Here is a 24,743-nt window from a genome sequence, read left to right as displayed (position 1 = left end):
GTTCATGACGGTTGACGTGTGGTTCGCGGTCCTCCCGGACGGCGAAGCGGGCGCAGCCGCGGCGCGGCTGCTGCGGCCCCGGGCGACCGAGGTCGTCGCCCATCCTTCCGGCCGGCCCTGGCTGCTCGGCAGCTGGCCGGAAGGACACGTGACGGTGGGAGTCGCGGGGCCGCAGCAGCTGGCGGTGATCGGGCGCTGCCCGGTCACCGCCGGCGCGCTGTCGGCGCGCGCGGGCCACCTGCGGGACGTCGCGGACGTGGAGCGGGCGGCCCGGGGCCTGACCGGCAGCTTCCACCTCCTCGCCTCGGTCGGCGGGCGGGTCCGCGTCCGGGGCAGCGCCTCCGGGGTGCGGCGGATCTTCCACGCACGCGTCGGCGGTGCGACGGTGGCCGCCGACCGGGCGGACCGGCTCGCCGCGGCGACCGGAGCGGCCGTGGACGAGCGGATCCTGGCTCTTCATCTGCTGGCCTCGCCTCCTCCGTATCCGCTGGACGACCACTGCCTGTGGCAGGGCGTGCAGGGGCTGCGGCCCCATGACTGCCTGCTGCTCGAGGCGGACGGACGGGCCCGCGCACAGCGCTGGTGGAGCCCTCCGGAGCCGGAGCTCCCGGCGGTGCGGGGGGCACCCGCGGTGCGCGATGCGCTGGCCGCCGCGGTGGACGCGTGCACGGCCCGGGGCGGCACGGTCAGCTCGGATCTGTCCGGCGGCATGGACTCCACCAGCCTGTGTTTCCTGGCCGCCCGGGAAGCGGCCCGGGACCGGGCGAAGCTGGTGACGCTGCGCTGGGAGAGCCTCGACCCCGCCAACGACGACACCACCTGGGCCGCACGCGCGGCCGCCGCGCTCCCCGCCGCCGAGCATGTGGCGCCGCCCCGCGACCAGTGGCCCCCGTGGTACAGCGATCCGACGGGCCTCGGCGCCGTCCCCACCGAGGAACCCGGCGCCTGGGTGCGCGACAGCGCCAGGATCGCGGCGACCGCCGAGCTGATGACCGCCCGGGGCTCGCGGCTGCACATGATGGGCGGCGGCGGGGACGAACTGTTCACGGCGTTCCCCCCGCACCTGCACGACTACGTCCGCAGCCGCCCACTGGCGGCGTTCGCCCGCATCCGCCGCCACCGCGACTCCCAGCACTGGCCGTTGTGGCCGGTGCTGCGCCAACTGGCCGACCGCAGCACGTACCGCCAGTGGCTGGCCGCCTGGGCGGAGGGCCTCACCGGCCCCGAACGCCCTCCGGCGGCCGCCGGTCGCCCGGTCCCCTCGACGGCATGGGGCACCGCCCTGCGCATGCCTCCCTGGGCGACCCCGGACGCCGTCCATGCGGTGCAGCGCCTGCTCCGCGAGGCCGCCGACACCGCCGAACCCCTCGCACCCCGGCGCGGCCAGCACACCGCGCTGACGTGCGTACGGACCGGCGCGCGCGGCGTCCGTCAGCTGGGCCAGGTGTTCTCCCGCCTGGGGCTGGACTACGCCGCGCCCTTCCTCGACGACGGCGTGATCGAGGCGGCGCTGGCCGTCCGCGTGGCCGAACGCAGCACGCCGGGCCGGTACAAACCGGTGCTCGCCGCGGCGATGTCCGGCATCGTGCCCGACGCCGTCCTGCGGCGCTCCACCAAGGGCGAGTACAGCGCCGACTTCCACGACGCCCTGCGCCGGAACCGGGCCACGCTGGTCGGGCTGTTCGACGACTCCCGGCTCGCCCGCACCGGACTCATCGACGCCGCGGCCCTCCGTACCAGCCTGCTCGGAGTCCACCCGACCCCGGACGCGCTGCGCCCCCTCGGCCCCACCCTGGGCGGCGAGACCTGGCTGCGCTCACTGAACGTCGCGACCACCGGAGGAGCACCGTGAGTCTCGCCCTGCGCCATGACGTCTGCGCGACGGACACCGAGGACGGCCTGGTGCTCCTCGACGAACTCACCGGCCGCTACTGGCAGCTCAACGGCACCGCCCGCATCGTCCTGCGCTCCCTGCTCGGCGGCGCCACACCGCAGGACGCCGCCCGCCGGCTCCGCGACATGTACCCCCAGCTCACCGCCGAACGCGCCGACAGTGACACGGCCGCGCTCATCGACTCCCTGCGCGCGGCGCGGCTGGTGGTGAGCGCATGAGCCAGCCCATGGTGCCGGCCGCCCGGGAGCCCCTGCCGCTCCACCACCGCCCGCCGGCGCTCCTGGCCACCGCGGCGGCCCGCCTCCTCGTCCTGCTCAAGCCCCGCCGCATCCGCCGCATCCTGACCCTGATCCGCCGCGGCGCCGCCCCCGCCACGACGGAACAGGCCCTCGCCGCCCGCCGCGCGGTCGTCGCGGTGAGCGCACGCTGCGCCGGCGAGGGCTGTCTGCAACGCTCGGTGGCCACGGCCCTGTTGTGCCGGATGCGCGGCGTCTGGCCGGACTGGTGCACGGGGGTGCGCACGTCTCCGTTCCGCGCCCACGCCTGGGTGGAGGTCGACGGCCACCCGGTCGGCGAGCCCCACCGGGCGGGCCACTACCACCGGCTGATGGTGGTCCCGAGCCGACCGCGGCCGGCCCGCGAATAGCCGACGGCGGAAAAACATGCTCGCCCATCGGTCACATTTCCCCGACGCCATCCGTCAGGGCAGTGACAGCAACGGGAAAGCCCGATGGGAGACAACGATGAACGCACGTCCGATCACTGCCGACGTTCCGATGGGTCCGAGGATGACCGAGGACCCGCAGGACCTCCTCCCCGAGCTGGCGGAGGTGTCGGCGGCCCTGTTCAAGGTCACCGGCAACCGCTCGGTCCCGCGGACCACGATCAGCCTGCTGCAGCTGCGGGCCGGCCAGATCGTCGGCAACACGTACCTGACCGTCCTGCACACTGGCTTCCTGCGCAAGGCCGGGGAGTCGGAGGAGCGGATCACGGCGGTGTCGTCCTGGCAGGACGCGCCGTACTTCACCGGCCCCGAGCGTGCCGCGCTCGCCCTGGTGGAGGCCGTGCTCCAGCCCTCCGCCCACGGGGAGAGGGTCTCCGACGAGCTCTACGCCGAGGTGGCCGAGCACTACGACCCCAAGGCGCTCGCCACCCTGATGGCCGCGATCGGCCAGGTCAACTTCTTCATCCCGATCGCCCTCATCGCCAAGCCCGTCCCCGGACGGTCGTTCTCCGAGCCCTGGAACTGACTCCGGCAGCCCTGCGGGGCGCACGGCCCCGTAGTCCGTGAAGAGCCGTACCCCGCACCGGGGGCAGTGGGCCTCTCCCCCGGTGCGGGTCCACCCCACGTTGTGCGCGCAGGGGATCGCCGGGCGCGCCGCCGCGTAGGCCGTTCCAGCCCAGCGCCCGCTCACCGGGGCCTCGCCGGCAGCAGGTGGGCGTCCCGGAAGTGGCTGCGCACGGCGACCATGGCATCCACCGCCGCCGCCCCGACGGCCGCCCTGCGCGCGGCCTCCAGCTCGGCGCACTCCGCACACCCGACCGGCGACCTCGGCGCCGCCCCACGAACCCCGGCCGCCTCCCGCTCCCCCCGCGTCGCAAGCCGCAACGCCTGCGGCGGCACCGCCCACTCCCGCCCGTCGCCGGGCGCTCTGACCTGCACGAGCGGGCCTGGCGCGCCCATGACTTGGGCGAGAGTGGCGGTGCGGGTGTCGATGACGTAGGCGCCTTCGCGGTACGTCGACGTGTCGGGGTGGGGGTGGGGCCTGGGGGTGTCGTGCACGGCTGTCCCTTCGGGGGGCGTTCTTTACGGACGGTGCCCAGATGGTTGCCGTGCGGGGCTAGGCTCCGGAAGGGGGTTCGGCTCTCCAACGCCACTGTCAAGAGCGGGGGTTGCATCATGGACAAGCGTTCGGGCCCGCAGGGCCCGTCCATCGCCAGGGAGGCCTACGGCGAGGAACTGCGGCTGCGGCGCGAAGCCGCGAACCACACGCAGCAGTCGCTCGCCGATGCCGTTGTGTGTTCGCCGTCGCTGATCGCCCACATCGAGGCCGGGCGGCGCAAACCGCGCGTCGAGGACGCGAGGCGGCTGGACAACGAGCTGGGTACGGACGGCTTCTTCGAGCGCTTCCTGCCGACGCTCGACACAGGGCGGTTCGCCACCTACTTCGCGCAGGTCGTGGAACTGGAGGGCCTGGCCAGCTGCATCCAGGAGTACGGAGCGGCCCTGGTGCCGGGCGTGCTGCAGATCGAGCCATATGCACGGGCGATCTTCCGTTCCGGAACCGCCAATATCGCTGCGGCGGATGTTGACAGACGCGTTGTCAAGCGCCTTGAGCGCGCGCGAATCCTTGATGGCAGCGATGGCCCCGTGATGTGGGCGTTGCTGGACGAAGGCGTGCTACGGAGGCTAGTTGGCGGGCCCGCTGTGATGGCTGCCCAACTGCGCCACATCGCCGCACTGGCAAGCAACGGCCGTGTCCCGGTTCACGTGCTTCCCTTCAGTTCTGGCGCACACGCGCTCGCCGAGAGCATGGTGTCCTTGATGAAGTTCGACGAGGCCCCGCCACTGGCGTACGTTGAGGGGCTAAGGACCGGGCACCTGCACGACGATCCGGCGACAGTCGCACAGTGCCAAGCCTCGTACGATCTCGCGCTGGGTGACGCGCTGTCGGCCCAGGCGTCGCTGGACTTGATCACTTCAGTGGCAGAGGAGTACGAACATGCGCTGTGAGCAGCACATATCGCCCGGGTGGCAAAAGTCCAGCTACAGCGGTCACGGCGATGACCAAGGCGGTAGCAGCTGCCTCGAAGTCAACGACACCACCCCCGCCCACATCCACGTCCGCGACTCCAAGTGCCCCCAAGGCCCCGTCTTGACACTCCCCTCGTCAAGCTGGGCCAGCTTCCTCACCGCTCTGCGGTGAACCCCTGACAACACCCCAGGGGGGCTACCCCCCGCCCCCCTAGGTGGATCACCCGATGGTCACGCGCGGCCCACCCAACCACCATGGACCGCATGGCACTTACGAAGCGCAAAGCCCTTCTCCTGACCCTCTCGTCCGCCACCATCGCCGCCACACTCACCGCGCCCGCCGCCGCCCAGGCGGCTCCCGCCGTCCCGGCCCCCCTCGTCTGGAAGGCGTGCGCCACCGGACCCGGCGAATGCGCCGATCTCCGCGTTCCCCTCGACTACCGCAGGCCCTCCGGGCCCCAGGTGACGATCGCCGTCTCGCGGCTGCTCAGTGACCGGCCGCAGGCCCGGCGCGGCACGCTGCTCGTCATACCGGGCGGGCCCGGCGGCTCGGGGAGGGAGAAGCTGGCCAAGGTGGGGGACGAGCTGCGCAAGGAGACGCGGGGGGTGTACGACATCGTCAGTTTCGATCCGCGCGGCGTCGGCGGCAGCACACAGGCCGATTGCAAGCTCGGCGAGGACGATCTCGAAGCGGCGCACCTGCGGCCCTGGCCGGGGCCCGGCGGGGACATCGGGCCCAGCGTCGTCCGGGGCCGCCGCATCGCCGAGGCGTGCACCCGCAACGGCGGGGAGCTGATCCGGTCGTTCTCCACCGCCAACGAGGTGCGGGACATCGACCGGCTGCGCCAGGCCCTCGGCGAGGACAAGCTGTCGGCGTGGGGCACCTCGTACGGCACGTACGTGGGTGCCGTGTACGCGCAGAAGTACCCGGGGCGCACCGACCGCTGGGTGCTCGACAGCAGTGGCGACCCCGATCCCGAGCGCGTCGAGCGCGGCTGGCTGGCGAACATGTCGGGGGCGACGGAGGACCGGTTCCCGGACTTCGCGAAGTGGGCCGCCGACCCCGCACGCGACGGCAAGCACCGGGTCGCCGAGCGGGCCGAGGACGTACGGCCACTGTTCCTGTCGCTGGCCGCCAGGCTCGACAAGGTGCCGGAGAAGGCCGGCGGCAAGCAACTGCTCACCGGGAACCGGCTGCGGCAGGAGCTCCAGCAGGGGCTTTACGCCGACCGTGACTTCGAGCGGCTCGCCGAGCTGATCGTGTCGGCCCGCGACGCCGGGCAGGCGCCCGTGCCCTACGAACCCCCGCACGCGACCTCCACCGAGGCCGCCGTCATGGTCGGCGTCATCTGCAACGACGTGCGCTGGCCCCGCTCACTGCCCGACTACGCGCGCGACGTGGCCGTCGACCGCGTCCGGCATCCGCTGACCGGCGGGATGCCCGTCGGAGTGATGCCGTGCGCGTTCTGGCCGGACGGACCCGCCGACAAGCCCACCCGCATCACCCCGGACGGGCCGTCCAACGTCCTCATGGTGCAGAACCTGCGCGACAACGCCACCCCGTACCGAGGCGCCCTGAAGATGCGCCAGGCGTTCGGCGACCGGGCGCGCATGGTCGCCGTCGACTCCGGAGGCCACGGCGCCTACCTCCGCTCCGGCAACGCCTGCGGCGATCGCGCCGTCACCGCCTTCCTCACCACCGGGGAGCGGCCTGCCCAGGACATGCTGTGCAAATAAGGCAGATAGGTCAGAACAGCTGCTGCTGGCCGTCCATCGGCGGCTCCTCCGGGTCGAACAGCCGCGGTTCCGTGGCCAGCAGCGGCGCCGAGCGGCGCGAGCCGGGGCAGGACACCAGCTCGTACGAGAACGCGGGGCGGCGGCCCGGCGGGTCGTGGCGGGCGTAGCGGCCGCCGACGACGGCGATCTCGCGGGTGCATACGGGGCAGGCGCGGCGGGGTGAGGACATACCTCTCAGTGTCCCTCAGCCCGGGAGGAGGTCAGAACGCCTCCGTCGGTACGTGCGAACCCCACACCTCGCGCAGCGCCCCGCACACCTCGCCGACCGTCGCCCGGGCCCGCAGCGCGTCCTTCATCGGGTAGAGGACGTTGTCCGTGGTGCCCTCGGCCGCCTTCTTCAGGGCGGCCAGCGCCGCCGCCACGGCCCGCCCGTCCCGTTCCGTCCTCAGCCGGACGAGCCGCTCCCGCTGCCGGGCCTCGATCTCCGGGTCGACGCGCAGCGGCTCGTACGGCTCCTCCTCGTCCAGCTGGAAGCGGTTGACGCCGACGACGACCCGCTCGCCGCTCTCCGTCTCCTGGGCGATGCGGTAGGCGTTGCGTTCGATCTCGCTCTTCTGGAAGCCGTGCTCGATGGCGGCCACCGCCCCGCCCAGGTCCTCGACGCGCCGCATCAGCGCCACCGCGGCCTCCTCGACCTCGTCCGTCATCGACTCCACCACGTACGAGCCCGCGAAGGGGTCGACGGTCGCCGTCACGTCCGTCTCGTACGCCAGCACCTGCTGTGTGCGCAGCGCCAGGCGGGCGGCCTTGTCGGTGGGCAGGGCGATGGCCTCGTCGAAGGAGTTGGTGTGCAGCGACTGCGTGCCGCCCAGGACCGCCGCGAGGCCCTGCACCGCGACGCGCACGAGGTTGATCTCCGGTTGCTGGGCGGTGAGCTGGACGCCCGCGGTCTGGGTGTGGAAGCGCAGCATCAGCGACTTGGGGTCGCGCGCGCCGAACTCCTCGCGCATCACCCGCGCCCAGATCCGGCGCGCCGCCCGGAACTTGGCGACCTCCTCAAGCAGCGTCGTGCGGGAGACGAAGAAGAACGACAGCCTCGGCGCGAAGTCGTCCACCTCCATGCCCGCCGCCACGGCCGTGCGTACGTACTCGATGCCGTCGGCCAGGGTGAAGGCGATCTCCTGCACGGGCGAGGCGCCGGCCTCGGCCATGTGGTAGCCGGAGATGGAGATGGTGTTCCAGCGGGGGATCTCGGCGCCGCAGTAGCGGAAGATGTCGGCGGTCAGGCGCAGCGAGGGCTTGGGCGGGAAGATGTACGTCCCGCGTGCGATGTACTCCTTCAGCACGTCGTTCTGGATGGTGCCCGTCAGGCGGTCCGCCAGTACGCCCTGTTCCTCCGCCACCAGCTGGTAGAGCAACAGCAGCAGCGCCGCGGGGGCGTTGATGGTCATGGAGGTGGAGACCTCGCCGAGGGGGATGCCGTCGAAGAGCACCCGCATGTCCTCGACGGAGTCGACGGCGACGCCGACCTTGCCGACCTCGCCGCCGGCGAGGGGGGCGTCGGAGTCGTGGCCCATCTGGGTGGGCAGGTCGAAGGCGACGGACAGGCCGTGCGAGCCGTGGGCGATGAGCCGGCGGTAGCGGGCGTTGGACTCGGCGGCGGTGCCGAAGCCCGCGTACTGGCGCATCGTCCAGGGGCGGCCGGTGTACATCGTGGGGTACACGCCGCGGGTGTAGGGGTAGGCGCCCGGGTCGCCGAGCTTGTCGGCGGGGTCCCAGCCGGTGAGGGCGCCGGGGCCGTAGACGGGCTGGATGGGCAGTCCGGATTCGCTCGACCGGGTCATGGGATGCCTCCCGCTCTCCGTTTCGGAGGGTCCTCATCCGGACTGTAGCGGTGCGGGGCGGCGGGAAGAGGGGCGGCGCGGGCAGGACCGGGGGAAGAGCCCCGCCCGCGCCGATGCGCGGAGCCGACGGTATGGGGGGAACTCCGGCTCCTGCGCAGCCGATGACCAGTCGGCTTCACTACCTACAGCGCCGCGGCGTCCGAAAGTGTCACACCGGGTGTCGGGACCGGCAGCGGAAGGCTCGTGCGGGGGAGGCTGCGGGTGCGCGGCACGGTCGGCGTGCCGCCCGTCGGCGAGCCGCCCGTGGCACCGGCCGTGGCATCGCCGGAGGAGTCGAAGAGGCTGAGGACCTCTTCGCAGTACGTGCGCAGGTCCGCGGCGCCCGGACCGCCGGCGCTGCGCTCGAGGCTGCGCATCTCCTCCTCGCCGACGCCCTTGCCGGTGGCGCCGCGCTTCTTGCCGTTGGTGAGGAACTCCCGGCAGATCTTGGCCGCCCAGGCACGGCTGCCCAGGGCGTCGGCGTCGCTGTTCTTCTCACGCCCCTTGTCGGCCTGGTCGTCGCCGGTGGCGTCGGAGGGGGTCGCCGAGGGGCTGCGGCCCGGTGCGTCCGTCGGGCCGCCGGGGGTGGCGCTGCCGGGCCGGCGGGTGTCGTACGCGTCGGGCTCGGCGCTGTGCCGGCCGCCGCTCGCGCCGGGCGAGGGGGTGACGCGGGGGCCGGGGGCGGCGGGGGCGAGGGTCTCGGTCTCGGCGCCGCCGGCCACGGTCACGCTGGTGGCGGGCGTGGGCTCCTTGGCGCCGCGGCCGAAGGGGACGGGCAGGACGCCCGTGCCGGCGGCGACGGCGACGCCGCCCACCGCGCAGCCGGCCAGGGCCAGGGCGAGGGCAGCGTTGAGGGGGCGGCGGCGCAGGAAGGAGCGGACGACCCCCGAGGGTCCGGCGCGGTGCGCCGCGGACGGCGCGGCACCGGCGGCGCGGGCCTCGCGGAAGGCGGCCAGCGCCGCTTCCTCGCCGGGCAGCGGGCCGTCGGGCAGGGGGGCGGTGAGGGAGCGCAGCGCCGCGTCGAGCCGTTCGGCCGCGAGCCGGGCGGCCTTGCCGGGGCCGTCGTCCGTGCTCGTGCCCGTGTCCGCCACGCATCCGGCGACGACGGATTCGCCGCGCAGCACTCGCTCCACGGCGTCGTCATCCAGCCAGTCGTACCGGTGGTCGTCCGCCATCACATGTCCTTCTGCGTCCGCGCGCGCAATTGCGTCACACCGGCAGAAGCGTTGGCTCCGCCCGTTCCGGTGTGTGACTGGCGCTGTCCGGGGGTGGCGTCGGCGACCTGCCGGCCGCCCCCCGCCGTCACGAGCTCGGCCAGCCGCCGAAGGCCCCGGTGTGCGGCGGTGCGCACGGCGCCGGGGCGCTTGCCCAGCACTCCGGCGGCGCTCTTGGCGTCGAGGCCGACGACCACGCGCAGCACGACGGCCTCGGCCTGGTCCTGCGGGAGCTGGGCGATCAGGGCGAGGGTCTGCCCCGTGCCGAGGGCCTCGAGGGCCTCCCCGGCGGTGTCCGCGTCGGCGGCGCGGCCGGCGAGTTCGCTCTCGTCCCCGCCGATGGCCGGGCGCCGGCCGCGCATCCGTATGTGGTCGAGCGCACGGTTGCGGGCGATCCGGGCCGCCCAGCCGCGGAAGCGGTCGGCGTCGCCGGTGAACCGCTCGAGGTCGCGGGCTATCTGCAGCCACGCCTCCGAGGCCACGTCCTCCGCGTCCGAGTCGCCCACGAGCGTGCGTACGTACCCGAGCAGGCGGGGATGCACGGTCCGGTAGACCGTACGGAATGCCGTTTCGTCCCCGCCCTGTGCCGCGCACACCGCGGCGGTCAGCTCAGCGTCGTCCCCCTGCACGCTCTCATCCTGCACCACGCGCCATACCTGCGGTTCAGTAGCCCTGCGTACCGTTGCCGAAAGGATTCTGCGGACCCGTGCCCGGAGGACCGTACGGAGGCTGTCCGTAGGGCTGCGCGGGAGGCTGCTGGGGCTGCTGCTGCGGCAGCCAGCCGGCGGCCGGAGCCGCCGGGGCGCCGTACGGCATCCCCGCCGCGGGCATCGCGCCCATCGGCATTCCGCCCATGGGCGGCACGGCCTGCGGGCCGGCCAGGGCGCGCTGCTCCTGCATCCGCGTCAGCTGCCGGACGACCAGCAGCGCGAGGAGCGCGGCCACGACGTACAGCAGCAGGGCGAGCGTGCTGATCGAGAGCGCGGTCTTCAGCGTCTCGATGTCGTCGCGCACGGAGTCCAGGCTGGTGTGGCGGGTCTTGAGCTTCCGCTCGGCCACCGAGTACATGAGGTTGCCGACCATGCTGATGCCGCCCGCCACCAGCCAGAGCACCCACCAGGCGTTGAGCAGGCCCTTGGGCGCGCTCTGCGGGCCCGCGGGGGCGCTGGCCCGGTAGATGTCGTTGGCCATCTGCTTGGGGAACCAGAGGTTGACGACCGGCGTGAACCACGAACCGACCGCCCAGCCGCTGCCGAAACGGTGCGTTCCGGGCGCGAAGGCCTCGGCGTTGAGCCGCATCCGGCGGAACCAGATGACCCACAGCACGGCCGTGGCCGCGAGCGTCAGGACGTAGACGAACAGCATCGCGGCGTAGAAGCCGTCCGCGTCGTCCGCCTTGTCCAACGTGGCGGAGGTGACGCCGTCGTGCAGCAGTGCGTCGACGGCCTCGCGCTGCTGGCCGCGCGCGGCTATCAGGAGCAGCAGCACCGCCATCGCCACCGACAGCAGCACCGTCAGCGAGATCCGTACGCCGCGGCGCAGGTCCACGCCGCCGACCGGCATCGCACCGGGCATCGCGCCCGGCGCCGCCGGGTACGGGTACGGCGGCACGGCGGCGGCCATCGGCGCCGCCGGCTGCTGGTACGCCCCGCACGCGGCGCAGCGGCCGTCGTGGCCCACCGCGGCTGCGCGGCAGTGACCGCACGGATACATCTCTCAGACCCCCAGGGTTGTGGCCTGGCCGAGGCCACGGGAAAACGGCTATGAGCGGGAGATACTACGCGGCCCGCGCCCGGGGCCCGGGGTGTGACGAATTTTCGATTCCCGGCGCTGTAGGAAGTGCGTACCCCACCAGGGTTCGCAACGGAACGGCGGCCGGAGCCTCTCCTGTGGGGGGTGGCGGCTCCGGCCGTCCTTCGTTCCGTCACCGCTTTCACCGCCCGGCGAGCCGTCGCTCCACCATGCCGAGCCGGGCCAGCAGGTCCCGGAAGAGGTCCTCCACGAGGGGACCGGGCTCCGCGGCCAGCACCCGGGCCAGTTCCGCAGCGTCCGCCGCGCGTCCGGCCGCCGCCGCCCACGCCGCGCAGTGCGCCGCCGCCACGGGCGGGGCGGGGAAGAGTTCGTCGAGGCCGAGCCCGGTGTCGGCCATGTGGCGGGCCAGTGCCGTGCGGCCCAGACAGGCCGACCAGCAGGGGCCGCCGGGGCGCGCGCCGCCGATGACGGCGCAGTCGCTCTCCATCACGTACGCGGCCAGGGCCGGTGCGTCCGTGGCATCGGCCAGGGCGCGGACCAGGGCGTCCGTGCCGGCCGGGTCGGGCGGGCCGGGTCGCTCCCACAGCCGCCAGCCGCCGGCGAAGGTCCGGGCCGGCACCGGTCGGTCGCGGCTCGTGGCGAGGACGGGGCACTCGGCGAGTGCCCCGTCGCCGGCACGGCCGACGAGTAAGTAGCCCCAGAAGCCCATGAGCGTTCTCCCTCTGTCTGTTTCCGTCCGCGAAAACAAACGGCTCTGGGTCTTACAGCGCGGGGAACTCCTCCTCCGTCACACCGGCACCACGCGGTCTCAGGCGTCTTCGCCCACCGCGTCCTTCACCGAGATCGTCAGATCGTTGGTGACGGTGAAGTACGGCCGCAGCCGGACGTCCCCGCGGTTCGCGGCCGGGAAGGTGTCGATGCCCTTGCGGTCGGCGAAGTCGCCGGCGAGCCGGCCCACCCGCACCAGGGCGGCCCCGGCCGCCGGGCGCACGTACAGGTCCCACAGGTCCTGCTCCTCGCCGACGCGCCGGCTCATCGGCCCGTACGGCAGGGTGCCGGTGCCCCCGTCGGCGGGCGTGCGGACGTCGCCCACCGCACCGTCGGCCCCGCGCAGCCGGGCGATGATCTCGGCGCCCTCGCCCGGGGCGGTCCCGGACAGGGCGAAGGAGACGCTCACCCCGTCGGCCCCCATCCGTACCTCTGTCGCCTCGGCGTGCTCGGGCCGCAGCCAGGTCCGTACGGCGAGGAAGCCGTCGCTCGTCCCGTACGGCACCCACGCCGTGACGCCCTTGGCGCTCGGCTGAAGGGGAAGGTCCAGCAGCGTCTTCTGCTCGACGAGCGCGGCGCGCAGCCGGCGCCGGGAGGAGTCGCCGGAGCGCTCGACGTAGGTGTCCCAGCGCCCTTCGGACATCACGTGCGCGCTCCGCCCGATGCGGGCCTCCACCCACTCCCCAGTCTCCCGGCCGCGCTCCGGCAGCGGCACCCGGACCGTCTCCTTGCCCTTGCTGCCCCGGTGCCGCAGCAGGACGTGCGTGTCGGCGCCGGTCAGCTCGCCGGCCCGGACGCGTACGAGCAGGGAGCCGTCGGCGTCGACCGTGCAGCGGGCCTCCGGATGGGCGGCGCTCTCCTGCGGGCGCGGCGCGGCCGGCTGCTGCTTGCGGCCGCCGCCGAAGAGACCGCGCAGCAGGCCGCCGCCCTTCTTCGGCCGCTCGGCGGTGCAGCCCGGCCGCAGCTCCTCGAAGAGCTCCTCGTAGCGCCGGGCGACGGCGGAGGGTTCGTAGCGGTGTGCGGCCGTCCGGGCGGCCTCGCCCAGCCGGGCCCGCAGGGCGGCGTCCCCGGTCACCTTCAACAGGGCCTCGGCGTAGGCGTCGACGGCGTCGTGCCCATCCGCCTCCGGGCCCAGCGGCACCAGCAGGCCGTCGGTGCCGTCCGTGAGGATCTCGCGGGGGCCGTACGGGCAGTCGGTGGCGACGACCGGCAGGCCGGCGTGCATGGCCTCGACGATGGTCATGCCGAAGGACTCGGCGTCGGAGGCCACGGCCGCGACGGCGCCCTTGGACCACTCGGTCTCGATGGGCGAGCGGGCGCCCATGAGGGTGACGCGCTCGTACAGGCCCAGTTCCTCGATCTGCTTGCGCAGCTTGGCCTTGGCCGGGCCGCGTCCGTAGATGCGCAGGTTCCAGTCCGGGCGCTCTTCGGCGATCTTGCCGAAGGCGGCGATGAGGCGGTCGTAGCGCTTGACGCCGACGAGGCGGCCGGCGGAGACGATCGTCCGGGACGTGCCGTCGGAGGGGGCGGCGGCCGGGGCGGGGACGGCGTTGGGGATGGACAGGATGCGGGCGCCGGCGTCGGGAAGGGCCTCGCGGTAGTGCCCGGCGTCCGCCTCGGAGACGGTGGCGAAGGCGTCGAGCGCGGCGATGGCCGGGTCCATCACGGCGTGCAGCTCCGCGACGTGCGCCTCGTGGGTGAGGTGCTCCTGGCCCAGCCGCAGGTAGGGGCGGTCGGCGCCGTACCGCGCGAGGTAGCCGATGAGCTTGGGCCGGGTGGCGATGACGACGTCCGCGTCGGTCGCGGCGAGGTGGGCGGCGACGCGCTCGTCGGTGAGGGCGGTGGCGGCCATGCGGCCGTTGTCGATGCGCTCGTCCCGGAAGATCTCGCTGGGCCGCTGGTTGAGCGGGGCCCCGTACTCGTCGTGCTCGGTGCCTTCGCGCAGGTCGACGAGGGGCGTCACGCGCACGCGGGGGTCGATGCTCAGCTCGGGCTCGTCCACCGGGCGGTTCACGCTGATGATCCGCACGTCGTGGCGGTCGGCGAGGGCGGAGGCGAGGTTGACGGTGGAGCGGATGGTGCCGCCGATGCCGTAGGCGTTGTGCAGCAGGAATTCGATCTTCATCGGGCCCTCGTTACGGTGCGCGGTGCTTGCGGCGAGGGTACCGGGGGCGCCGCCCCCGGACCCCCGGTCCGGAGCAGAGCGCCCCTCAGCGCCGCACCTGGCCCACCAGGGCCGCGAAATCCGGCCACGTGCGTCGTGGCACCCGTGGGTCCCACAGCCGCTGGGCCACCGCCGCCAGCGGCAGCCGGATCCCCGCCGCCACCTGGTCCGCCGTCTGGGCCTCCGGCCGGTCGCACCACACCGCCAGGCGGCCGCCCGGGATGCGGTCCGGGCCCGTCGGCCCGGTCGGCACGGGCGCCGTGCCGCGCAGCACGGCCGGCGACCACTGCCGGTAGATCCGCTCGCCGGTCGGGTAGACGAACTGGTTCGGCTGGCCGAGCACGTAATAGAGGTATTCGTCGTTCAGGTTGACCAGCGTGCGTCCCTCGTTCAGGTACTCCTGCGGCGGACGGGCGCCGATCTCCTTACCGGTCCAGTACTCGACTTCGATGGATTTGTCGGGCGTGACGACGCCGCCCGTGAAGAAGCCGTCGTTCCACGCCTTGGGCGTCTTGCCGAGGCTGCGCACGACCGCCGCCCGGTCGTTGAGCCAGCCCGTCGCCAGGTCCTGGACCCGGGCCTTGGGCCCGTACTTCTGCCGGGCCGCCTCGGCCAGGCGGGGGTAGGAGGCCTCGGGGTCCTTCGCCATCAGGGCGCGGTACTCATCGGCGCCGAGGTGGAAGTACGGGCCGGGGAAGAGGGCCGCGTACTCGCGGATGAGGTCGTCGACGATGGCGGCGGAGCCGGCGTTGGCGATGTCGACGGCGCCCCGGGCGACCGTCCCGGAGGCGTTGCGGAGCTGCAGGGCGGGGTGGGCGTTCATGACGGCGCCCAGGTGGCCCGGCGAGTCGATCTCGGGGACGACGGTGATGTGCAGGGTCGAGGCGAGGTCGACGATGCGGCGGACCTCGGCCTTGGTCAGGTGCTGCGGGGAGACGATCTCCGGGTGCGAGGTGCTCTCGATGCGGAAGCCCTGGTCGTCGGAGAAGTGCAGGCCGAGCTGGTTGAGCTTGAGGTCGGCCATCTCGCGCAGCCGGGCCTCGATCCAGTCGGCGGGGAAGTGCTTGCGGGCGATGTCGAGGTTGAGCCCGCGCTGCGGGCGGTCGGGCCGGTCGCTCAGCGTGCCCTCGGGGACGCCGCCGGTGCGGACGGCCTGCAGGACGGTGCGGGTGCCGTAGAAGACGCCCGCCTCGTCGGGGGCGGTGACGGTGACCTTGCGGCCCCGCGTCTCCACCCGGTAGGACTCCCGGCCGCCACTCTGACCCGGACGGAGCATCAGCTCGACGTCACCCGAGTGGGCGGGACCGGTGGCGAAGGGGAGCTTCAGGTCGGCGGCGAGCCGGCGGCCCTCGTCGGCCAGCGGACCGTCCGGGGCCACCACGCGGGCGCCGGACGCGGGCCGCCAGCCGGGGCCGCCGGCCGGGGAGAACGAGCGGACGGCCGGGACCGTGCGCGGAAGGGCGCCGGGCACGGGCGGGGGCCCGGGCGCGGCGGTGGTGCCGGCCGGCGAGGTCGGGCGCGCCGACGTTCCGTGGGGGGAGCGCGAGTCGCCGTCGGCCGGGCGGTCGGCCGAACCGTCCCGGGGACAGCCCATGAGGGTCATGGTCGCGAGGAGGGCGAAACTCGCCACGGTCCCCCGGACGGCCGACGCACGCGAGAGCCTGACAGAGCGTCCCATGGAGCAAACCTCCTATGTGGTGCTTTGCGGCGAAGATATTGCTTTTCGTCCGTTGTGCTGCGCCTCGCGCCCCGGACACGCCGGGGCAGATCGGACAACCCGGGCCCTGGTTGCCGAAGGGCCTAGGCCGTACGTGCCTCTTTGATCACACCTGACATACCCCGGGGGACCGAACCGACAGAGCGTCGCTACGATGGCCAGGGCCGGTGGACCGTACCCGGCCGGGCCCGACCGACAGAGAAGCCGGCAGGCCCCAATCCCCGCTCCCGGAGGGTTTTCCGTGCCGGCTGGAACGCTGTACCGCGGCCGGGAAGGCATGTGGTCCTGGGTGGCTCATCGAGTCACCGGCGTCCTCATTTTCTTCTTCCTGTTCGTGCACGTCCTCGACACCGCTCTCGTTCGCGTCTCCCCCGAGGCCTACGACGACGTGGTCGCGACGTACAAGACCCCGATCGTGGCCTGCCTGGAATACGGCCTGGTCGCCGCCATCCTCTTCCACGCGCTCAACGGCCTTCGGGTCATCGCGGTGGACTTCTGGTCCAAGGGCCCGCGCTACCAGAAGCAGATGCTCTGGTCCGTCGTGGGCGTCTGGGCCCTCCTGATGGCGGGGGCGATCTACCCCGTGCTCGGGCATGCCGCACGTGAACTGTTCGGGAGCTGAGGCACCAGATGTCCGCTGAAACCACCCCCGCTGCCGTGAGCGACGTGTCCCTGTACGACGTCGACAACCCGGCCCCGGTCATCGAGGCGCCGCGCAAGCGCACCAAGAAGACCCCGAAGTCCACGCGCACCAACTTCGAGCTGTACGGCTGGCTGTTCATGCGGCTGTCCGGCATCGTGCTGGTCGTCCTGGTCCTCGGCCACCTGCTGATCCAGCTCGTGCTGGACGGCGGCGTCAGCAAGATCGGCTTCGCCTTCGTGGCCGGCCGCTGGGCCTCGCCGTTCTGGCAGGCCTGGGACCTCGTCATGCTGTGGCTCGCGATGCTGCACGGTGCGAACGGCCTCCGCACGGTCATCAACGACTACGCGGAGCGGGACAACACCCGCTTCTGGCTGAAGATGCTGCTGTACACCGCCACGGTGTTCACCGTCCTGCTGGGCACGCTGGTGATCTTCACCTTCGACCCGAACATCCGCTAGAGCCCGGGGCTGACGCGACCATGAAGATCCACAAGTACGACACCGTCATCGTCGGCGCCGGTGGCGCCGGCATGCGTGCGGCCATCGAGGCGACCAAGCGCAGCCGCACCGCGGTGCTCACCAAGCTGTACCCGACCCGCTCCCACACCGGCGCCGCCCAGGGCGGCATGGCCGCCGCCCTCGCGAACGTCGAGGAGGACAACTGGGAGTGGCACACCTTCGACACGATCAAGGGTGGCGACTACCTGGTCGACCAGGACGCCGCCGAGATCCTGGCGAAGGAGGCCATCGACGCGGTCCTCGACCTCGAGAAGATGGGCCTGCCGTTCAACCGCACCCCGGACGGCACCATCGACCAGCGCCGCTTCGGCGGTCACAGCCGTAACCACGGCGAGGCCCCGGTCCGCCGGTCCTGCTACGCCGCGGACCGCACCGGCCACATGATCCTCCAGACGCTGTACCAGAACTGCGTCAAGGAGGGCGTGGAGTTCTTCAACGAGTTCTACGTCCTCGACCAGCTGATCACCGAGGTCGACGGCGTCAAGAAGTCGGCCGGTGTGGTCGCCTACGAGCTGGCCACCGGCGAGATCCACGTCTTCCAGGCGAAGGCCGTCATCTACGCCTCCGGCGGCACCGGCAAGTTCTTCAAGGTGACCTCCAACGCGCACACCCTCACGGGTGACGGCCAGGCGGCCTGCTACCGCCGCGGCCTGCCGCTGGAGGACATGGAGTTCTTCCAGTTCCACCCGACCGGCATCTGGCGCATGGGCATCCTGCTGACGGAGGGCGCCCGCGGTGAGGGCGGCATCCTCCGCAACAAGGACGGCGAGCGCTTCATGGAGAAGTACGCGCCGGTCATGAAGGACCTCGCGTCCCGTGACGTCGTCTCGCGCTCCATCTACACGGAGATCCGCGAGGGCCGTGGCTGCGGTCCCGAGGGCGACCACGTCTACCTCGACCTCACCCACCTGCCGCCGGAGCAGCTGGACGCCAAGCTCCCGGACATCACCGAGTTCGCGCGGACGTACCTGGGCATCGAGCCCTACACGGACCCGATCCCGATCCAGCCCACCGCGCACTACGCCATGGGCGGCATCCCGACCAACGTCGAGGGCGAGGTGCTGGCCGACAACGACACCGTCGTCCCCGGCCTGTACGCCGCCGGCGAGGTCGCCTGCGTGTCGGTCCACGGCGCCAACCGCCTGGGCACCAACTCGCTGCTCGACATCAACGTCTTCGGCCGCCGCGCGGGCATCGCCGCCGCGGAGTACTCCGCGAAGGCCGACTTCGTCGAGCTGCCGGAGGACCCGGCGCAGCTCGTCGCCGACCAGGTCGAGCGGCTGCGCAACTCCACCGGCACCGAGCGGGTCGCGGAGATCCGCAAGGAGCTGCAGGAGACCATGGACGCCAACGTCATGGTCTTCCGCACCGAGCAGACCATCAAGACGGCCGTCGAGAAGATCGCCGAGCTGCGCGAGCGCTACAAGAACGTGTCCGTCCAGGACAAGGGCAAGCGCTTCAACACGGACCTGCTGGAGGCCATCGAGCTGGGCAACCTGCTCGACCTGGCCGAGGTCATGGCCGTGTCCGCGCTGGCGCGCAAGGAGTCGCGCGGTGGTCACTACCGCGAGGACTACCCCAACCGCGACGACGTCAACTTCATGCGCCACACCATGGCGTACCGAGAGGTCGACGCGGACGGCAAGGACTCGATCCGCCTCGACTACAAGCCGGTCGTCCAGACCCGCTACCAGCCGATGGAGCGTAAGTACTGATGGCTACTCCGACTCTCGAGAAGACCGGGACCGCGGCGAAGGACGTGTCGCCGTACATCACGGTCACCTTCCGGATCCGCCGGTTCAACCCCGAGGTCTCGGCCGACGCCACCTGGGAAGACTTCGAGGTGGAGATCGACCCGAAGGAGCGCGTGCTCGACGGTCTCCACAAGATCAAGTGGGACCTGGACGGCTCGCTGACCTTCCGTCGCTCCTGCGCGCACGGCATCTGCGGCTCCGACGCGATGCGCATCAACGGCCGCAACCGCCTGGCGTGCAAGACGCTGATCAAGGACCTCAACCCGGCCAAGCCGATCACGATCGAGCCCATCAAGGGCCTGACGGTCCTGAAGGACCTCGTGGTCGACATGGAGCCGTTCTTCCAGGCGTACCGCGACGTCATGCCCTTCCTGATCACCAAGGGCAACGAGCCGACGCGTGAGCGCCTGCAGTCCGCCGAGGACCGCGAGCGCTTCGACGACACCACCAAGTGCATCCTGTGCGCCGCGTGCACGTCCTCGTGCCCGGTGTTCTGGAACGACGGCCAGTACTTCGGCCCGGCGGCGATCGTCAACGCGCACCGCTTCATCTTCGACTCGCGTGACGAGGCCGGTGAGCAGCGCCTGGAGATCCTGAACGACAAGGACGGCGTGTGGCGCTGCCGCACGACCTTCAACTGCACCGACGCGTGCCCGCGTGGCATCGAGGTCACCAAGGCGATCCAGGAGGTGAAGCGGGCGCTCATCACGCGCCGCTTCTGACCTCCGGTCCGGTCCGCAGTGCCGTGGGCCCCGCTCCCGATTTCTCGGGAGCGGGGCCCACGGCGTTTTTCGGGGCTCCGCCCCGGACCCCGAAGTGCTTGACCTTCACACTGGTGTCATACGGCAGCCTCCGGGTCATGACACAGATCGCCGCACTTTCCACGACCGTCACCGGATCCGGCCCCGGCCTCCTGCTCGCGCACGGCGCGGGCGGCAGCATCGAGGGCAACTACGCGCCCATCCTCCCGGCCCTCGCCGAGCACCACACCGTGGTGGCCCCCGACTACCCCGGCTCCGGCGCCACGCCGCGCGCGACCGGCGGCATGAGCCTGGACGGGCTGGCCGACGCGGTCGTGGCCGCGGCGGACGGGGCGGGGCTGGAGACCTTCACCCTCGTCGGCTACTCGCTGGGCACGCTGGTCTCCGTACGGGCCGCCGCGCGGCATCCCGAGCGGGTGCGGGGCCTGGTGCTGACGGCCGGTCTGACCCGGCCCGACAACCGGCTGCTGGCCTCCCTGGACCTGTGGCGCAAGCTGCTCGCGGAGGAGGACCTGCAGGCCTTCGCCCGCTTCGTCGCCCTCAGCGGCTTCGGCGAGGACTTCTTCAACGCCGTGCCGCGGGAGGAGCTCGGGGCCTTCTACGACATGATCGCCGGTGGCGTGCCGGCCGGCGCCGCCGACCAGGCGGCCCTCGTCGGGGTCTCCGACACCTCCGGCGACCTGCCGGGCATCTCGGTGCCCACCCTGGTCATCGCCACGACGCAGGACACCCTGGTCTCCCCCGCCCACTCCCGCCTGCTGGCCGACCGCATCGCCGGTGCCGAGTACGCCGAGATCGCCACGGGCCACGTCCCCATGGCCGAGCGGCCCGAGGAGTGGCAGAAGCTGATCACGGACTTCCTCGGCCGCCACGGCCTGTGAGGGGGCGGGGCGGGCCCCTTTCAGATCCGCCCCAGCATCCACAGCCGCCAGATGCCCGTGCCGTCGGAGAGGTACTGCGTCCCGGAGACGGCGGACCGGCCGAGGACGTAGTCCTTCTTCTGCCACAGCGGCACCAGGGGCACGTCCTCGGCCACGATCTTCTGGATGCTGCGGACCTCGGCCGCCACCCGGTTGCGCTGCGGGTTCCGCCGCGTCACCCGGATGAGGTCCTCCACACGGGTGCTGGAGTAGCCGGAGTGGAAGGCGTTGTCGGCGCCGACCAGGGGGCTGGTGAAGGTGTCGGGGTCGGGGAAGTCGGCGACCCAGCTGACGCAGTACGCGTCGTACGCCCCCTTGGCGTAGCCCTCCTGGAACTCCTGCCACGCGACCCGCAGGGTGCTCACCCGGAACAGCCCCGTCGCCTCCAGCTGCCGCTTGAGCAGCGCCGCCTCCTGGTCCGTCACCGCGCCCTGCGAGTAGGCGATCCGGAAGGCGACCGGCGTCGTGACGCCCGCCTGCTTCAGCAGCTGCGCGGCCCGGCCGGGGTCCGGCCTGGGGTAGGCGTCGAAGAAGGACGTGGCGTGGCCCGTGAGGCCCTGCGGGACGAGGGAGTACAGCGGCTCCACCGTGCGCAGGTGCACGTCCCGGGCGAGCGCCTCGCGGTCGACTACGGCGGCGATCGCCCGGCGTACGGCCGCCGCCCGCAGGGGTGAGCCCTCGCGCTGGTTGAAGACCAGGAAGCGGGTGTTGGCGGCGGCGTTCTCGCTCACCCGGACGCCGGAGTCGGCGGACGACAGCCCGGCCAGGTCGGCGGGCGGCATCTGCCGGGCGGCCACGTCGACGGCCCTGCGCTTCCAGGCGTCGCTCATCCGGCTGGGGTCGGCGAAGTAGCGCACCGTCACATCGCCGCCGACCTTCTTCACGGCGCCCTTGTAGTGCTTGTTGCGCTCCAGTTCGGCGCTGGCGCCGGGCTCGTAGTCGGCCAGGACGTACGGGCCCGAGCCGTCCGCCTCCTCGCCCCGGCGGAGCCGGTCGGCGGGGTAGAGCTCGCCGTCGACGATCGACCCCGCCCCCGTGGCGATCTTGAGCGGGAAGGTGGCGTCCGGCACCTTCAGCCGGAAGGTCACCGTCGTCCCGTCGGCGGACGCCTCCACCGACCCCAGCGTCTCCAGCAGCGATCTGGGCCCCTGCGGGGAGTCGATCCGCCCGATGCGGTCGAAGGAGAACTTCACGTCCTCCGCCGTCAGCTCGTGGCCGTTGGCGAACCTCAGCCCCGGGCGCAACTCGCACACGTAGGTGCGCAGGTCGTCGCCCCGGAAGGAGCAGCGGCGCGCCGCGTCGGGCACCGGGGTGCCGGAGCCCGGCCCGAAGGTCAGCAGCGACTGGTAGACGTTGCCGTACAGCGCCCAGGAGCCCGCGTCGTACGCGCCCGCCGGGTCCAGCGTGCTGACCGTGTCGGTCGTGCCCACCCTGACCGGCCCGCCGCCGTCGTCCCCCGCCGTGAGCCCGCAGCCGGACACCGACAGGGCCAGGCACGCCAGTACCGGCAGCACGGCCACTCGTAATCGGACACCACGCATCCCCTGCGCCCCTCCCGCCCAGTGATGCGCATCACCGTAAACAGGCGAACGCGCGTACGTCCCGGGAATCGGGCAAGTGATCGCCCGCGGTTGGGGCGCGGCAGGGACTTGTCCGTTATGAGCTGCGCCGCAACGCCCTGACGCCACGCAACCCGATGAGCCCTACAGCCGTCCCCAGAAGAAACGATGTGATCGCGAGCGTCAGGTGGACCCAGAAGTACGCGGTGGGGGAACCCGCGTCGTCGAAGGCCAGCCCGCTGCCGTCCTTCCAGAGATTTTTCACGAAAGTGGACCAGATGACCCAGCTCCACGCGCCGAAGGCGAGCAGGAACCACGACACGGGACGCGAGAGGGTCGCGGGGGTTCGGGGGGCCGCTTCCCCGGAAGACTTCACCATGGGTTTCAGTATGCGTTTCGGTTCTCGCACTGGTCCTATCGGGTCCTCGACAGACGCCCGCCGTGAGGCACCGTCCACGTTCACAGCGCGTGGAGGTACGTTCACCAGCGTGCCGACGACGACATCACATCCCCCGCGGTACTCCGCGCACCGCACGCGGTACTCCGCAGCGCGCACAGCACGCCGTTCCGCGACCCTGCTGGCGGCCGGCGCCTCGCTGCTGCTGCCGCTGGCGACCGCCGCCCCGGCCCTGGCCGCACCCCCCTCCCCCGCCGCCTCCGCGACCCCCGCGGCCGACGGCAAGGCCAAGCCGCCGAAGCGACCGCCCGCCAAGATGTCCACGGTGGGCGGCGAGCTGCTGGGCAGGCCCGGCGTCCAGGTGAAACTGGGCCCGGGCGCGCCGGCCCTGCCCAGGGAGCTCAGCGGGAACTCCTGGCTCATCGCCGACGCCGAGTCCGGCGACATCCTGGCCGCGAACAACGCGCACTGGGAGCTGCCGCCCGCCTCCACCCTGAAGATGCTCTTCGCCGACACGCTGCTGCCGAGGTTCCCCAAGAACCAGCAGCGCAAGGTGAAGCCGTCCGATCTCGAGGGCATGGGCGAGGGCAGCAGCCAGGTCGGGATGAAGGAGGGCCTGACGTACTCCGTCCACGACATGTGGATGGGCGTCTTCCTGAAGTCCGGCAACGACGCGGTGCACGTGCTGTCCGCGATGAACGGCGGCGTCCGACAGACCGTCAAGGACATGCAGGAGCACGCCGACGCGCTCCAGGCACGCGACACCCACGTCGTCACGCCCGACGGCTACGACGCGGACGACCAGGTCTCCAGCGCGTACGACCTCACGCTCTTCGCGCGCTCCGGGCTGCAGAAGGCGGACTTCCGCGAGTACTGCTCGACGGCCAGGACGCGGTTCCCCGACGAGGACCACCCGGGCAAGTTCAAGGAGATCGTCAACACCAACCGCCTGCTCACCGGCCAGGGCATCGAGGCCTACAAGGGCATGGCGGGCGTGAAGAACGGCTCGACGACCAACGCCGGCAACACCTTCACCGGCGTCGCCCAGCACGACGGCAAGAAGCTGCTGGTCACGGTCATGAACCCGGAGATCAAGGAGCCCTACCAGGTCTACAAGGAGAGCGCGGCCCTCCTGAACTGGGGCTTCGAGGCGGCCGGCCACGTCAAGCCGGTCGGCGTGCTCGTGCCGCCCACAGCCGGCGCGAACAAGGCCGGCGGGGTCTCCGGGGGCGGCAACGCCGGCCAGAGCGCCCAGGCGGCGGTCACGGGCGGCGGAGGCGGCATGTGGACCGCGCTCGGCCTCACCGGCGCGGCGCTGGCCGTGCTGGCCGTGGCCGGCTACGTCGTCAACCGCCGCCACCCGCTGCCGCAGCGCGTCCAGCGGGTGGATCACCGCCGCCCCAAGGAGTGACGGCTACGACTCCCCACCGCGCCGCGCGGCCGGCGCCGAAGGGGCCTTCCCGGCCCCGTCGGTCGCCGTCCACGCGGCGCAGTAGAGCGTGAGCTTGGCCGTGAAGTTGATCCACAGCAGCAGGGCGATGGGCGTGCCGAACGCGCCGTACATGCTCTTCGCCGCCACGCCCTGCAGATAGCCGCTCAGCACGAGCTTGAGCACCTCGAAGCCGACCGCGCCTATCAGGGCGGCGATCACCAGCCGGCGCCGCCGGGGCCAGACGCCGGGCAGCCGCGAGAGTACGTAGAGCATCATCAGGAAGTCGGCGAGGACGGCGATGCAGAAGCCGGCCGCCGTCAGCAGCCCGCCGACCCCGTCCAGCCCGGTCTTCTCGACCACCCAGCCCACGGCCGCCGACGCGAAGGCCGAGGCGCCCACCGACAGCAGCGCCACCCCGCCCAGGCCGATCAGGACCGCCGCGTCCTTGAGCTTGAGCAGGAAGACGTTGCCGGGGGCCTCCTCCACCTCCCACACCGCGCGCAGGCACTCGCGCAGCGAGCCCACCCAGCTCACGCCGGTGAACAGCAGCAGGGCACCGGCGACGAGCCCGACGGTGCCCGCGTTCTCGGTGAAGCCGCGCAGGTCGAGGCCGGCGGAGACGCCGGGCACCTGCTCGTTGATCCTCTTCTCCAGCTCCAGGGTCTGGCCCTCGCTGAGCAGGGCCGCGGCGACGGCCGCGCCGAGGGTCAGCAGGGGGAACAGCGCGACGAAACTGGTGAAGGTGATGGCGGCGGCCAGCCGGGTCCACTTCACCCGTTCGAGGGTCTCGTACGAGCGCCACGCGTGCGTGCGCATCGCCTTCGCGAGGGGTTCTCCGATCAAGGGGAGGCGCGTCAGCCAGTCCATGATCTACG

25 protein-coding genes and 1 pseudogene are annotated in these 24,743 nt (G+C 72.5%); 13 read left to right on the top strand and 13 right to left on the bottom strand.

Annotation, left to right across the window (positions count from 1 at the left end; genetic code table 11):
* The first annotated feature begins 4 nt into the window (after positions 1–4).
* From ACIGXW_RS08805 to ACIGXW_RS08790, 4 genes are all read left to right on the top strand, one after another.
* On the top strand, positions 5–1,852 hold the full coding sequence (locus tag ACIGXW_RS08805; protein ID WP_399571411.1) for an asparagine synthase-related protein: 1,848 nt from the start codon (positions 5–7) through the stop codon (positions 1,850–1,852).
* Positions 1,849–2,112 carry a lasso peptide biosynthesis PqqD family chaperone gene (locus ACIGXW_RS08800; RefSeq protein WP_399571409.1) on the top strand — a complete coding sequence of 88 codons (264 nt, stop codon included), beginning with the start codon at positions 1,849–1,851 and terminating at the stop codon, positions 2,110–2,112. Before ACIGXW_RS08805 ends, ACIGXW_RS08800 begins: the two co-directional genes overlap by 4 nt.
* Positions 2,109–2,540 (top strand): lasso peptide biosynthesis B2 protein, encoded by a 432-nt coding sequence (locus ACIGXW_RS08795; RefSeq protein ID WP_399571407.1) that lies wholly within the window; start codon positions 2,109–2,111, stop codon positions 2,538–2,540. The genes ACIGXW_RS08800 and ACIGXW_RS08795 overlap by 4 nt, the downstream gene beginning before the upstream one ends.
* A 97-nt stretch (positions 2,541–2,637) precedes the next feature.
* Positions 2,638–3,144 (top strand): carboxymuconolactone decarboxylase family protein, encoded by a 507-nt coding sequence (locus ACIGXW_RS08790; protein WP_399571404.1) that lies wholly within the window; start codon positions 2,638–2,640, stop codon positions 3,142–3,144.
* 51 nt (positions 3,145–3,195) lie between these two features.
* Here ACIGXW_RS08790 and ACIGXW_RS08785 read toward each other — a convergent pair.
* Positions 3,196–3,243: pseudogene (locus tag ACIGXW_RS08785) on the bottom strand (hypothetical protein); the annotation flags it as partial.
* A gap of 62 nt (positions 3,244–3,305) precedes the next feature.
* Positions 3,306–3,677, bottom strand: a complete 372-nt coding sequence (locus tag ACIGXW_RS08780) for a hypothetical protein (RefSeq protein WP_399571401.1) — start codon at positions 3,675–3,677, stop codon at positions 3,306–3,308.
* A gap of 117 nt (positions 3,678–3,794) precedes the next feature.
* Between ACIGXW_RS08780 and ACIGXW_RS08775 the strand changes: the two genes are divergently transcribed.
* The 3 genes from ACIGXW_RS08775 to ACIGXW_RS08765 all read left to right on the top strand — a co-directional run bounded on the left by ACIGXW_RS08775 (position 3,795) and on the right by ACIGXW_RS08765 (position 6,386).
* A complete protein-coding gene (locus ACIGXW_RS08775; RefSeq protein WP_399571400.1) occupies positions 3,795–4,628 on the top strand; it encodes a Scr1 family TA system antitoxin-like transcriptional regulator in 834 nt (277 codons plus the stop codon).
* Positions 4,618–4,821 (top strand): DUF397 domain-containing protein, encoded by a 204-nt coding sequence (locus ACIGXW_RS08770; protein ID WP_399571397.1) that lies wholly within the window; start codon positions 4,618–4,620, stop codon positions 4,819–4,821. Before ACIGXW_RS08775 ends, ACIGXW_RS08770 begins: the two co-directional genes overlap by 11 nt.
* A 92-nt stretch (positions 4,822–4,913) precedes the next feature.
* Positions 4,914–6,386 carry an alpha/beta hydrolase gene (locus ACIGXW_RS08765; RefSeq protein ID WP_399571394.1) on the top strand — a complete coding sequence of 491 codons (1,473 nt, stop codon included), beginning with the start codon at positions 4,914–4,916 and terminating at the stop codon, positions 6,384–6,386.
* A gap of 10 nt (positions 6,387–6,396) precedes the next feature.
* On the opposite strand, the gene ACIGXW_RS08760 is transcribed toward ACIGXW_RS08765, so the two are convergent.
* From ACIGXW_RS08760 to ACIGXW_RS08725, 8 genes are all read right to left on the bottom strand, one after another.
* Positions 6,397–6,615 (bottom strand): hypothetical protein, encoded by a 219-nt coding sequence (locus ACIGXW_RS08760; protein ID WP_190064718.1) that lies wholly within the window; start codon positions 6,613–6,615, stop codon positions 6,397–6,399.
* Between the two features lie 31 nt (positions 6,616–6,646).
* A complete protein-coding gene (locus ACIGXW_RS08755) occupies positions 6,647–8,230 on the bottom strand; it encodes a methylmalonyl-CoA mutase (protein WP_399571391.1) in 1,584 nt (527 codons plus the stop codon).
* Between the two features lie 182 nt (positions 8,231–8,412).
* Positions 8,413–9,444 carry a hypothetical protein gene (locus ACIGXW_RS08750; protein ID WP_399571388.1) on the bottom strand — a complete coding sequence of 344 codons (1,032 nt, stop codon included), beginning with the start codon at positions 9,442–9,444 and terminating at the stop codon, positions 8,413–8,415.
* A complete protein-coding gene (locus ACIGXW_RS08745; protein WP_071965164.1) occupies positions 9,444–10,112 on the bottom strand; it encodes an RNA polymerase sigma factor in 669 nt (222 codons plus the stop codon). The genes ACIGXW_RS08750 and ACIGXW_RS08745 overlap by 1 nt, the downstream gene beginning before the upstream one ends.
* A gap of 34 nt (positions 10,113–10,146) precedes the next feature.
* Positions 10,147–11,163 carry a DUF4328 domain-containing protein gene (locus ACIGXW_RS08740; protein WP_399571385.1) on the bottom strand — a complete coding sequence of 339 codons (1,017 nt, stop codon included), beginning with the start codon at positions 11,161–11,163 and terminating at the stop codon, positions 10,147–10,149.
* Positions 11,164–11,416: 253 nt separating this feature from the next.
* Complete coding sequence (locus ACIGXW_RS08735; RefSeq protein ID WP_071965162.1) at positions 11,417–11,944, bottom strand: hypothetical protein; 528 nt, start codon at positions 11,942–11,944, stop codon at positions 11,417–11,419.
* Positions 11,945–12,043: 99 nt separating this feature from the next.
* Positions 12,044–14,128, bottom strand: a complete 2,085-nt coding sequence (locus ACIGXW_RS08730) for a glycosyltransferase (RefSeq protein WP_399571382.1) — start codon at positions 14,126–14,128, stop codon at positions 12,044–12,046.
* Positions 14,129–14,213: 85 nt separating this feature from the next.
* Positions 14,214–15,845, bottom strand: coding sequence for a glycoside hydrolase family 20 protein (locus ACIGXW_RS08725; RefSeq protein WP_399571379.1), 1,632 nt, complete (start codon positions 15,843–15,845; stop codon positions 14,214–14,216).
* 280 nt (positions 15,846–16,125) lie between these two features.
* Between ACIGXW_RS08725 and sdhC the strand changes: the two genes are divergently transcribed.
* The 5 genes from sdhC (at position 16,126) to ACIGXW_RS08700 (ending at position 20,441) form a co-directional block, all read left to right on the top strand.
* Positions 16,126–16,506 (top strand): succinate dehydrogenase, cytochrome b556 subunit, encoded by a 381-nt coding sequence (sdhC, locus tag ACIGXW_RS08720; protein WP_360914008.1) that lies wholly within the window; start codon positions 16,126–16,128, stop codon positions 16,504–16,506.
* Between the two features lie 8 nt (positions 16,507–16,514).
* Complete coding sequence (locus ACIGXW_RS08715) at positions 16,515–16,985, top strand: succinate dehydrogenase hydrophobic membrane anchor subunit (protein ID WP_360914006.1); 471 nt, start codon at positions 16,515–16,517, stop codon at positions 16,983–16,985.
* A 20-nt stretch (positions 16,986–17,005) separates the two neighbouring features.
* On the top strand, positions 17,006–18,760 hold the full coding sequence (sdhA, locus tag ACIGXW_RS08710; protein WP_399571375.1) for a succinate dehydrogenase flavoprotein subunit: 1,755 nt from the start codon (positions 17,006–17,008) through the stop codon (positions 18,758–18,760).
* A complete protein-coding gene (locus ACIGXW_RS08705) occupies positions 18,760–19,521 on the top strand; it encodes a succinate dehydrogenase iron-sulfur subunit (RefSeq protein ID WP_399571373.1) in 762 nt (253 codons plus the stop codon). Before sdhA ends, ACIGXW_RS08705 begins: the two co-directional genes overlap by 1 nt.
* A gap of 137 nt (positions 19,522–19,658) precedes the next feature.
* Positions 19,659–20,441, top strand: coding sequence for an alpha/beta fold hydrolase (locus tag ACIGXW_RS08700; protein ID WP_399571370.1), 783 nt, complete (start codon positions 19,659–19,661; stop codon positions 20,439–20,441).
* 20 nt (positions 20,442–20,461) lie between these two features.
* Here ACIGXW_RS08700 and ACIGXW_RS08695 read toward each other — a convergent pair whose 3' ends face one another.
* Positions 20,462–22,021 (bottom strand): ABC transporter substrate-binding protein, encoded by a 1,560-nt coding sequence (locus tag ACIGXW_RS08695; RefSeq protein ID WP_399571368.1) that lies wholly within the window; start codon positions 22,019–22,021, stop codon positions 20,462–20,464.
* 115 nt (positions 22,022–22,136) lie between these two features.
* On the bottom strand, positions 22,137–22,418 hold the full coding sequence (locus tag ACIGXW_RS08690; protein ID WP_360913996.1) for an SCO4848 family membrane protein: 282 nt from the start codon (positions 22,416–22,418) through the stop codon (positions 22,137–22,139).
* On the opposite strand from ACIGXW_RS08690, the gene ACIGXW_RS08685 reads away from it, so the two are divergent.
* The gene (locus ACIGXW_RS08685) at positions 22,318–23,847 is read left to right on the top strand and encodes a D-alanyl-D-alanine carboxypeptidase (protein ID WP_079273641.1); all 1,530 of its coding nucleotides are present in this window, start codon (positions 22,318–22,320) and stop codon (positions 23,845–23,847) included. The genes ACIGXW_RS08690 and ACIGXW_RS08685 overlap by 101 nt on opposite strands.
* Positions 23,848–23,850: 3 nt before the next feature.
* Here the strand turns inward: ACIGXW_RS08685 and ACIGXW_RS08680 are convergent, their stop codons facing one another.
* Positions 23,851–24,735, bottom strand: coding sequence for a YihY/virulence factor BrkB family protein (locus tag ACIGXW_RS08680; RefSeq protein WP_071962167.1), 885 nt, complete (start codon positions 24,733–24,735; stop codon positions 23,851–23,853).
* Between the last annotated feature and the right edge of the window lie 8 nt (positions 24,736–24,743).

The organism is Streptomyces sp. NPDC053079 (assembly GCF_044546695.1).
GTDB lineage: Bacteria > Actinomycetota > Actinomycetes > Streptomycetales > Streptomycetaceae > Streptomyces.
The sequence above is the reverse complement of the archived record's forward strand: the minus strand, read 5'-3'. Positions and strand labels throughout refer to the sequence as shown.

What these genes read in the sequence shown, in the direction of transcription:
- ACIGXW_RS08680 (WP_071962167.1), bottom strand. Translation starts at nt 24,735, where the DNA reads ATGGACTGGCTGACGCGCCTCCCCTTGATCGGAGAACCCCTCGCGAAG.
- ACIGXW_RS08730 (WP_399571382.1), bottom strand. Translation starts at nt 14,128, where the DNA reads ATGAAGATCGAATTCCTGCTGCACAACGCCTACGGCATCGGCGGCACC.
- sdhA (WP_399571375.1), top strand. Translation starts at nt 17,006, where the DNA reads ATGAAGATCCACAAGTACGACACCGTCATCGTCGGCGCCGGTGGCGCC.
- ACIGXW_RS08790 (WP_399571404.1), top strand. Translation starts at nt 2,638, where the DNA reads ATGAACGCACGTCCGATCACTGCCGACGTTCCGATGGGTCCGAGGATG.
- ACIGXW_RS08690 (WP_360913996.1), bottom strand. Translation starts at nt 22,418, where the DNA reads ATGGTGAAGTCTTCCGGGGAAGCGGCCCCCCGAACCCCCGCGACCCTC.
- ACIGXW_RS08725 (WP_399571379.1), bottom strand. Translation starts at nt 15,845, where the DNA reads ATGGGACGCTCTGTCAGGCTCTCGCGTGCGTCGGCCGTCCGGGGGACC.
- ACIGXW_RS08685 (WP_079273641.1), top strand. Translation starts at nt 22,318, where the DNA reads ATGACCCAGCTCCACGCGCCGAAGGCGAGCAGGAACCACGACACGGGA.
- ACIGXW_RS08700 (WP_399571370.1), top strand. Translation starts at nt 19,659, where the DNA reads ATGACACAGATCGCCGCACTTTCCACGACCGTCACCGGATCCGGCCCC.
- ACIGXW_RS08735 (WP_071965162.1), bottom strand. Translation starts at nt 11,944, where the DNA reads ATGGGCTTCTGGGGCTACTTACTCGTCGGCCGTGCCGGCGACGGGGCA.
- ACIGXW_RS08770 (WP_399571397.1), top strand. Translation starts at nt 4,618, where the DNA reads ATGCGCTGTGAGCAGCACATATCGCCCGGGTGGCAAAAGTCCAGCTAC.
- ACIGXW_RS08705 (WP_399571373.1), top strand. Translation starts at nt 18,760, where the DNA reads ATGGCTACTCCGACTCTCGAGAAGACCGGGACCGCGGCGAAGGACGTG.
- ACIGXW_RS08795 (WP_399571407.1), top strand. Translation starts at nt 2,109, where the DNA reads ATGAGCCAGCCCATGGTGCCGGCCGCCCGGGAGCCCCTGCCGCTCCAC.
- ACIGXW_RS08775 (WP_399571400.1), top strand. Translation starts at nt 3,795, where the DNA reads ATGGACAAGCGTTCGGGCCCGCAGGGCCCGTCCATCGCCAGGGAGGCC.
- ACIGXW_RS08760 (WP_190064718.1), bottom strand. Translation starts at nt 6,615, where the DNA reads ATGTCCTCACCCCGCCGCGCCTGCCCCGTATGCACCCGCGAGATCGCC.
- ACIGXW_RS08715 (WP_360914006.1), top strand. Translation starts at nt 16,515, where the DNA reads ATGTCCGCTGAAACCACCCCCGCTGCCGTGAGCGACGTGTCCCTGTAC.
- ACIGXW_RS08805 (WP_399571411.1), top strand. Translation starts at nt 5, where the DNA reads ATGACGGTTGACGTGTGGTTCGCGGTCCTCCCGGACGGCGAAGCGGGC.
- ACIGXW_RS08750 (WP_399571388.1), bottom strand. Translation starts at nt 9,444, where the DNA reads ATGGCGGACGACCACCGGTACGACTGGCTGGATGACGACGCCGTGGAG.
- ACIGXW_RS08765 (WP_399571394.1), top strand. Translation starts at nt 4,914, where the DNA reads ATGGCACTTACGAAGCGCAAAGCCCTTCTCCTGACCCTCTCGTCCGCC.
- ACIGXW_RS08755 (WP_399571391.1), bottom strand. Translation starts at nt 8,230, where the DNA reads ATGACCCGGTCGAGCGAATCCGGACTGCCCATCCAGCCCGTCTACGGC.
- ACIGXW_RS08695 (WP_399571368.1), bottom strand. Translation starts at nt 22,021, where the DNA reads ATGCGTGGTGTCCGATTACGAGTGGCCGTGCTGCCGGTACTGGCGTGC.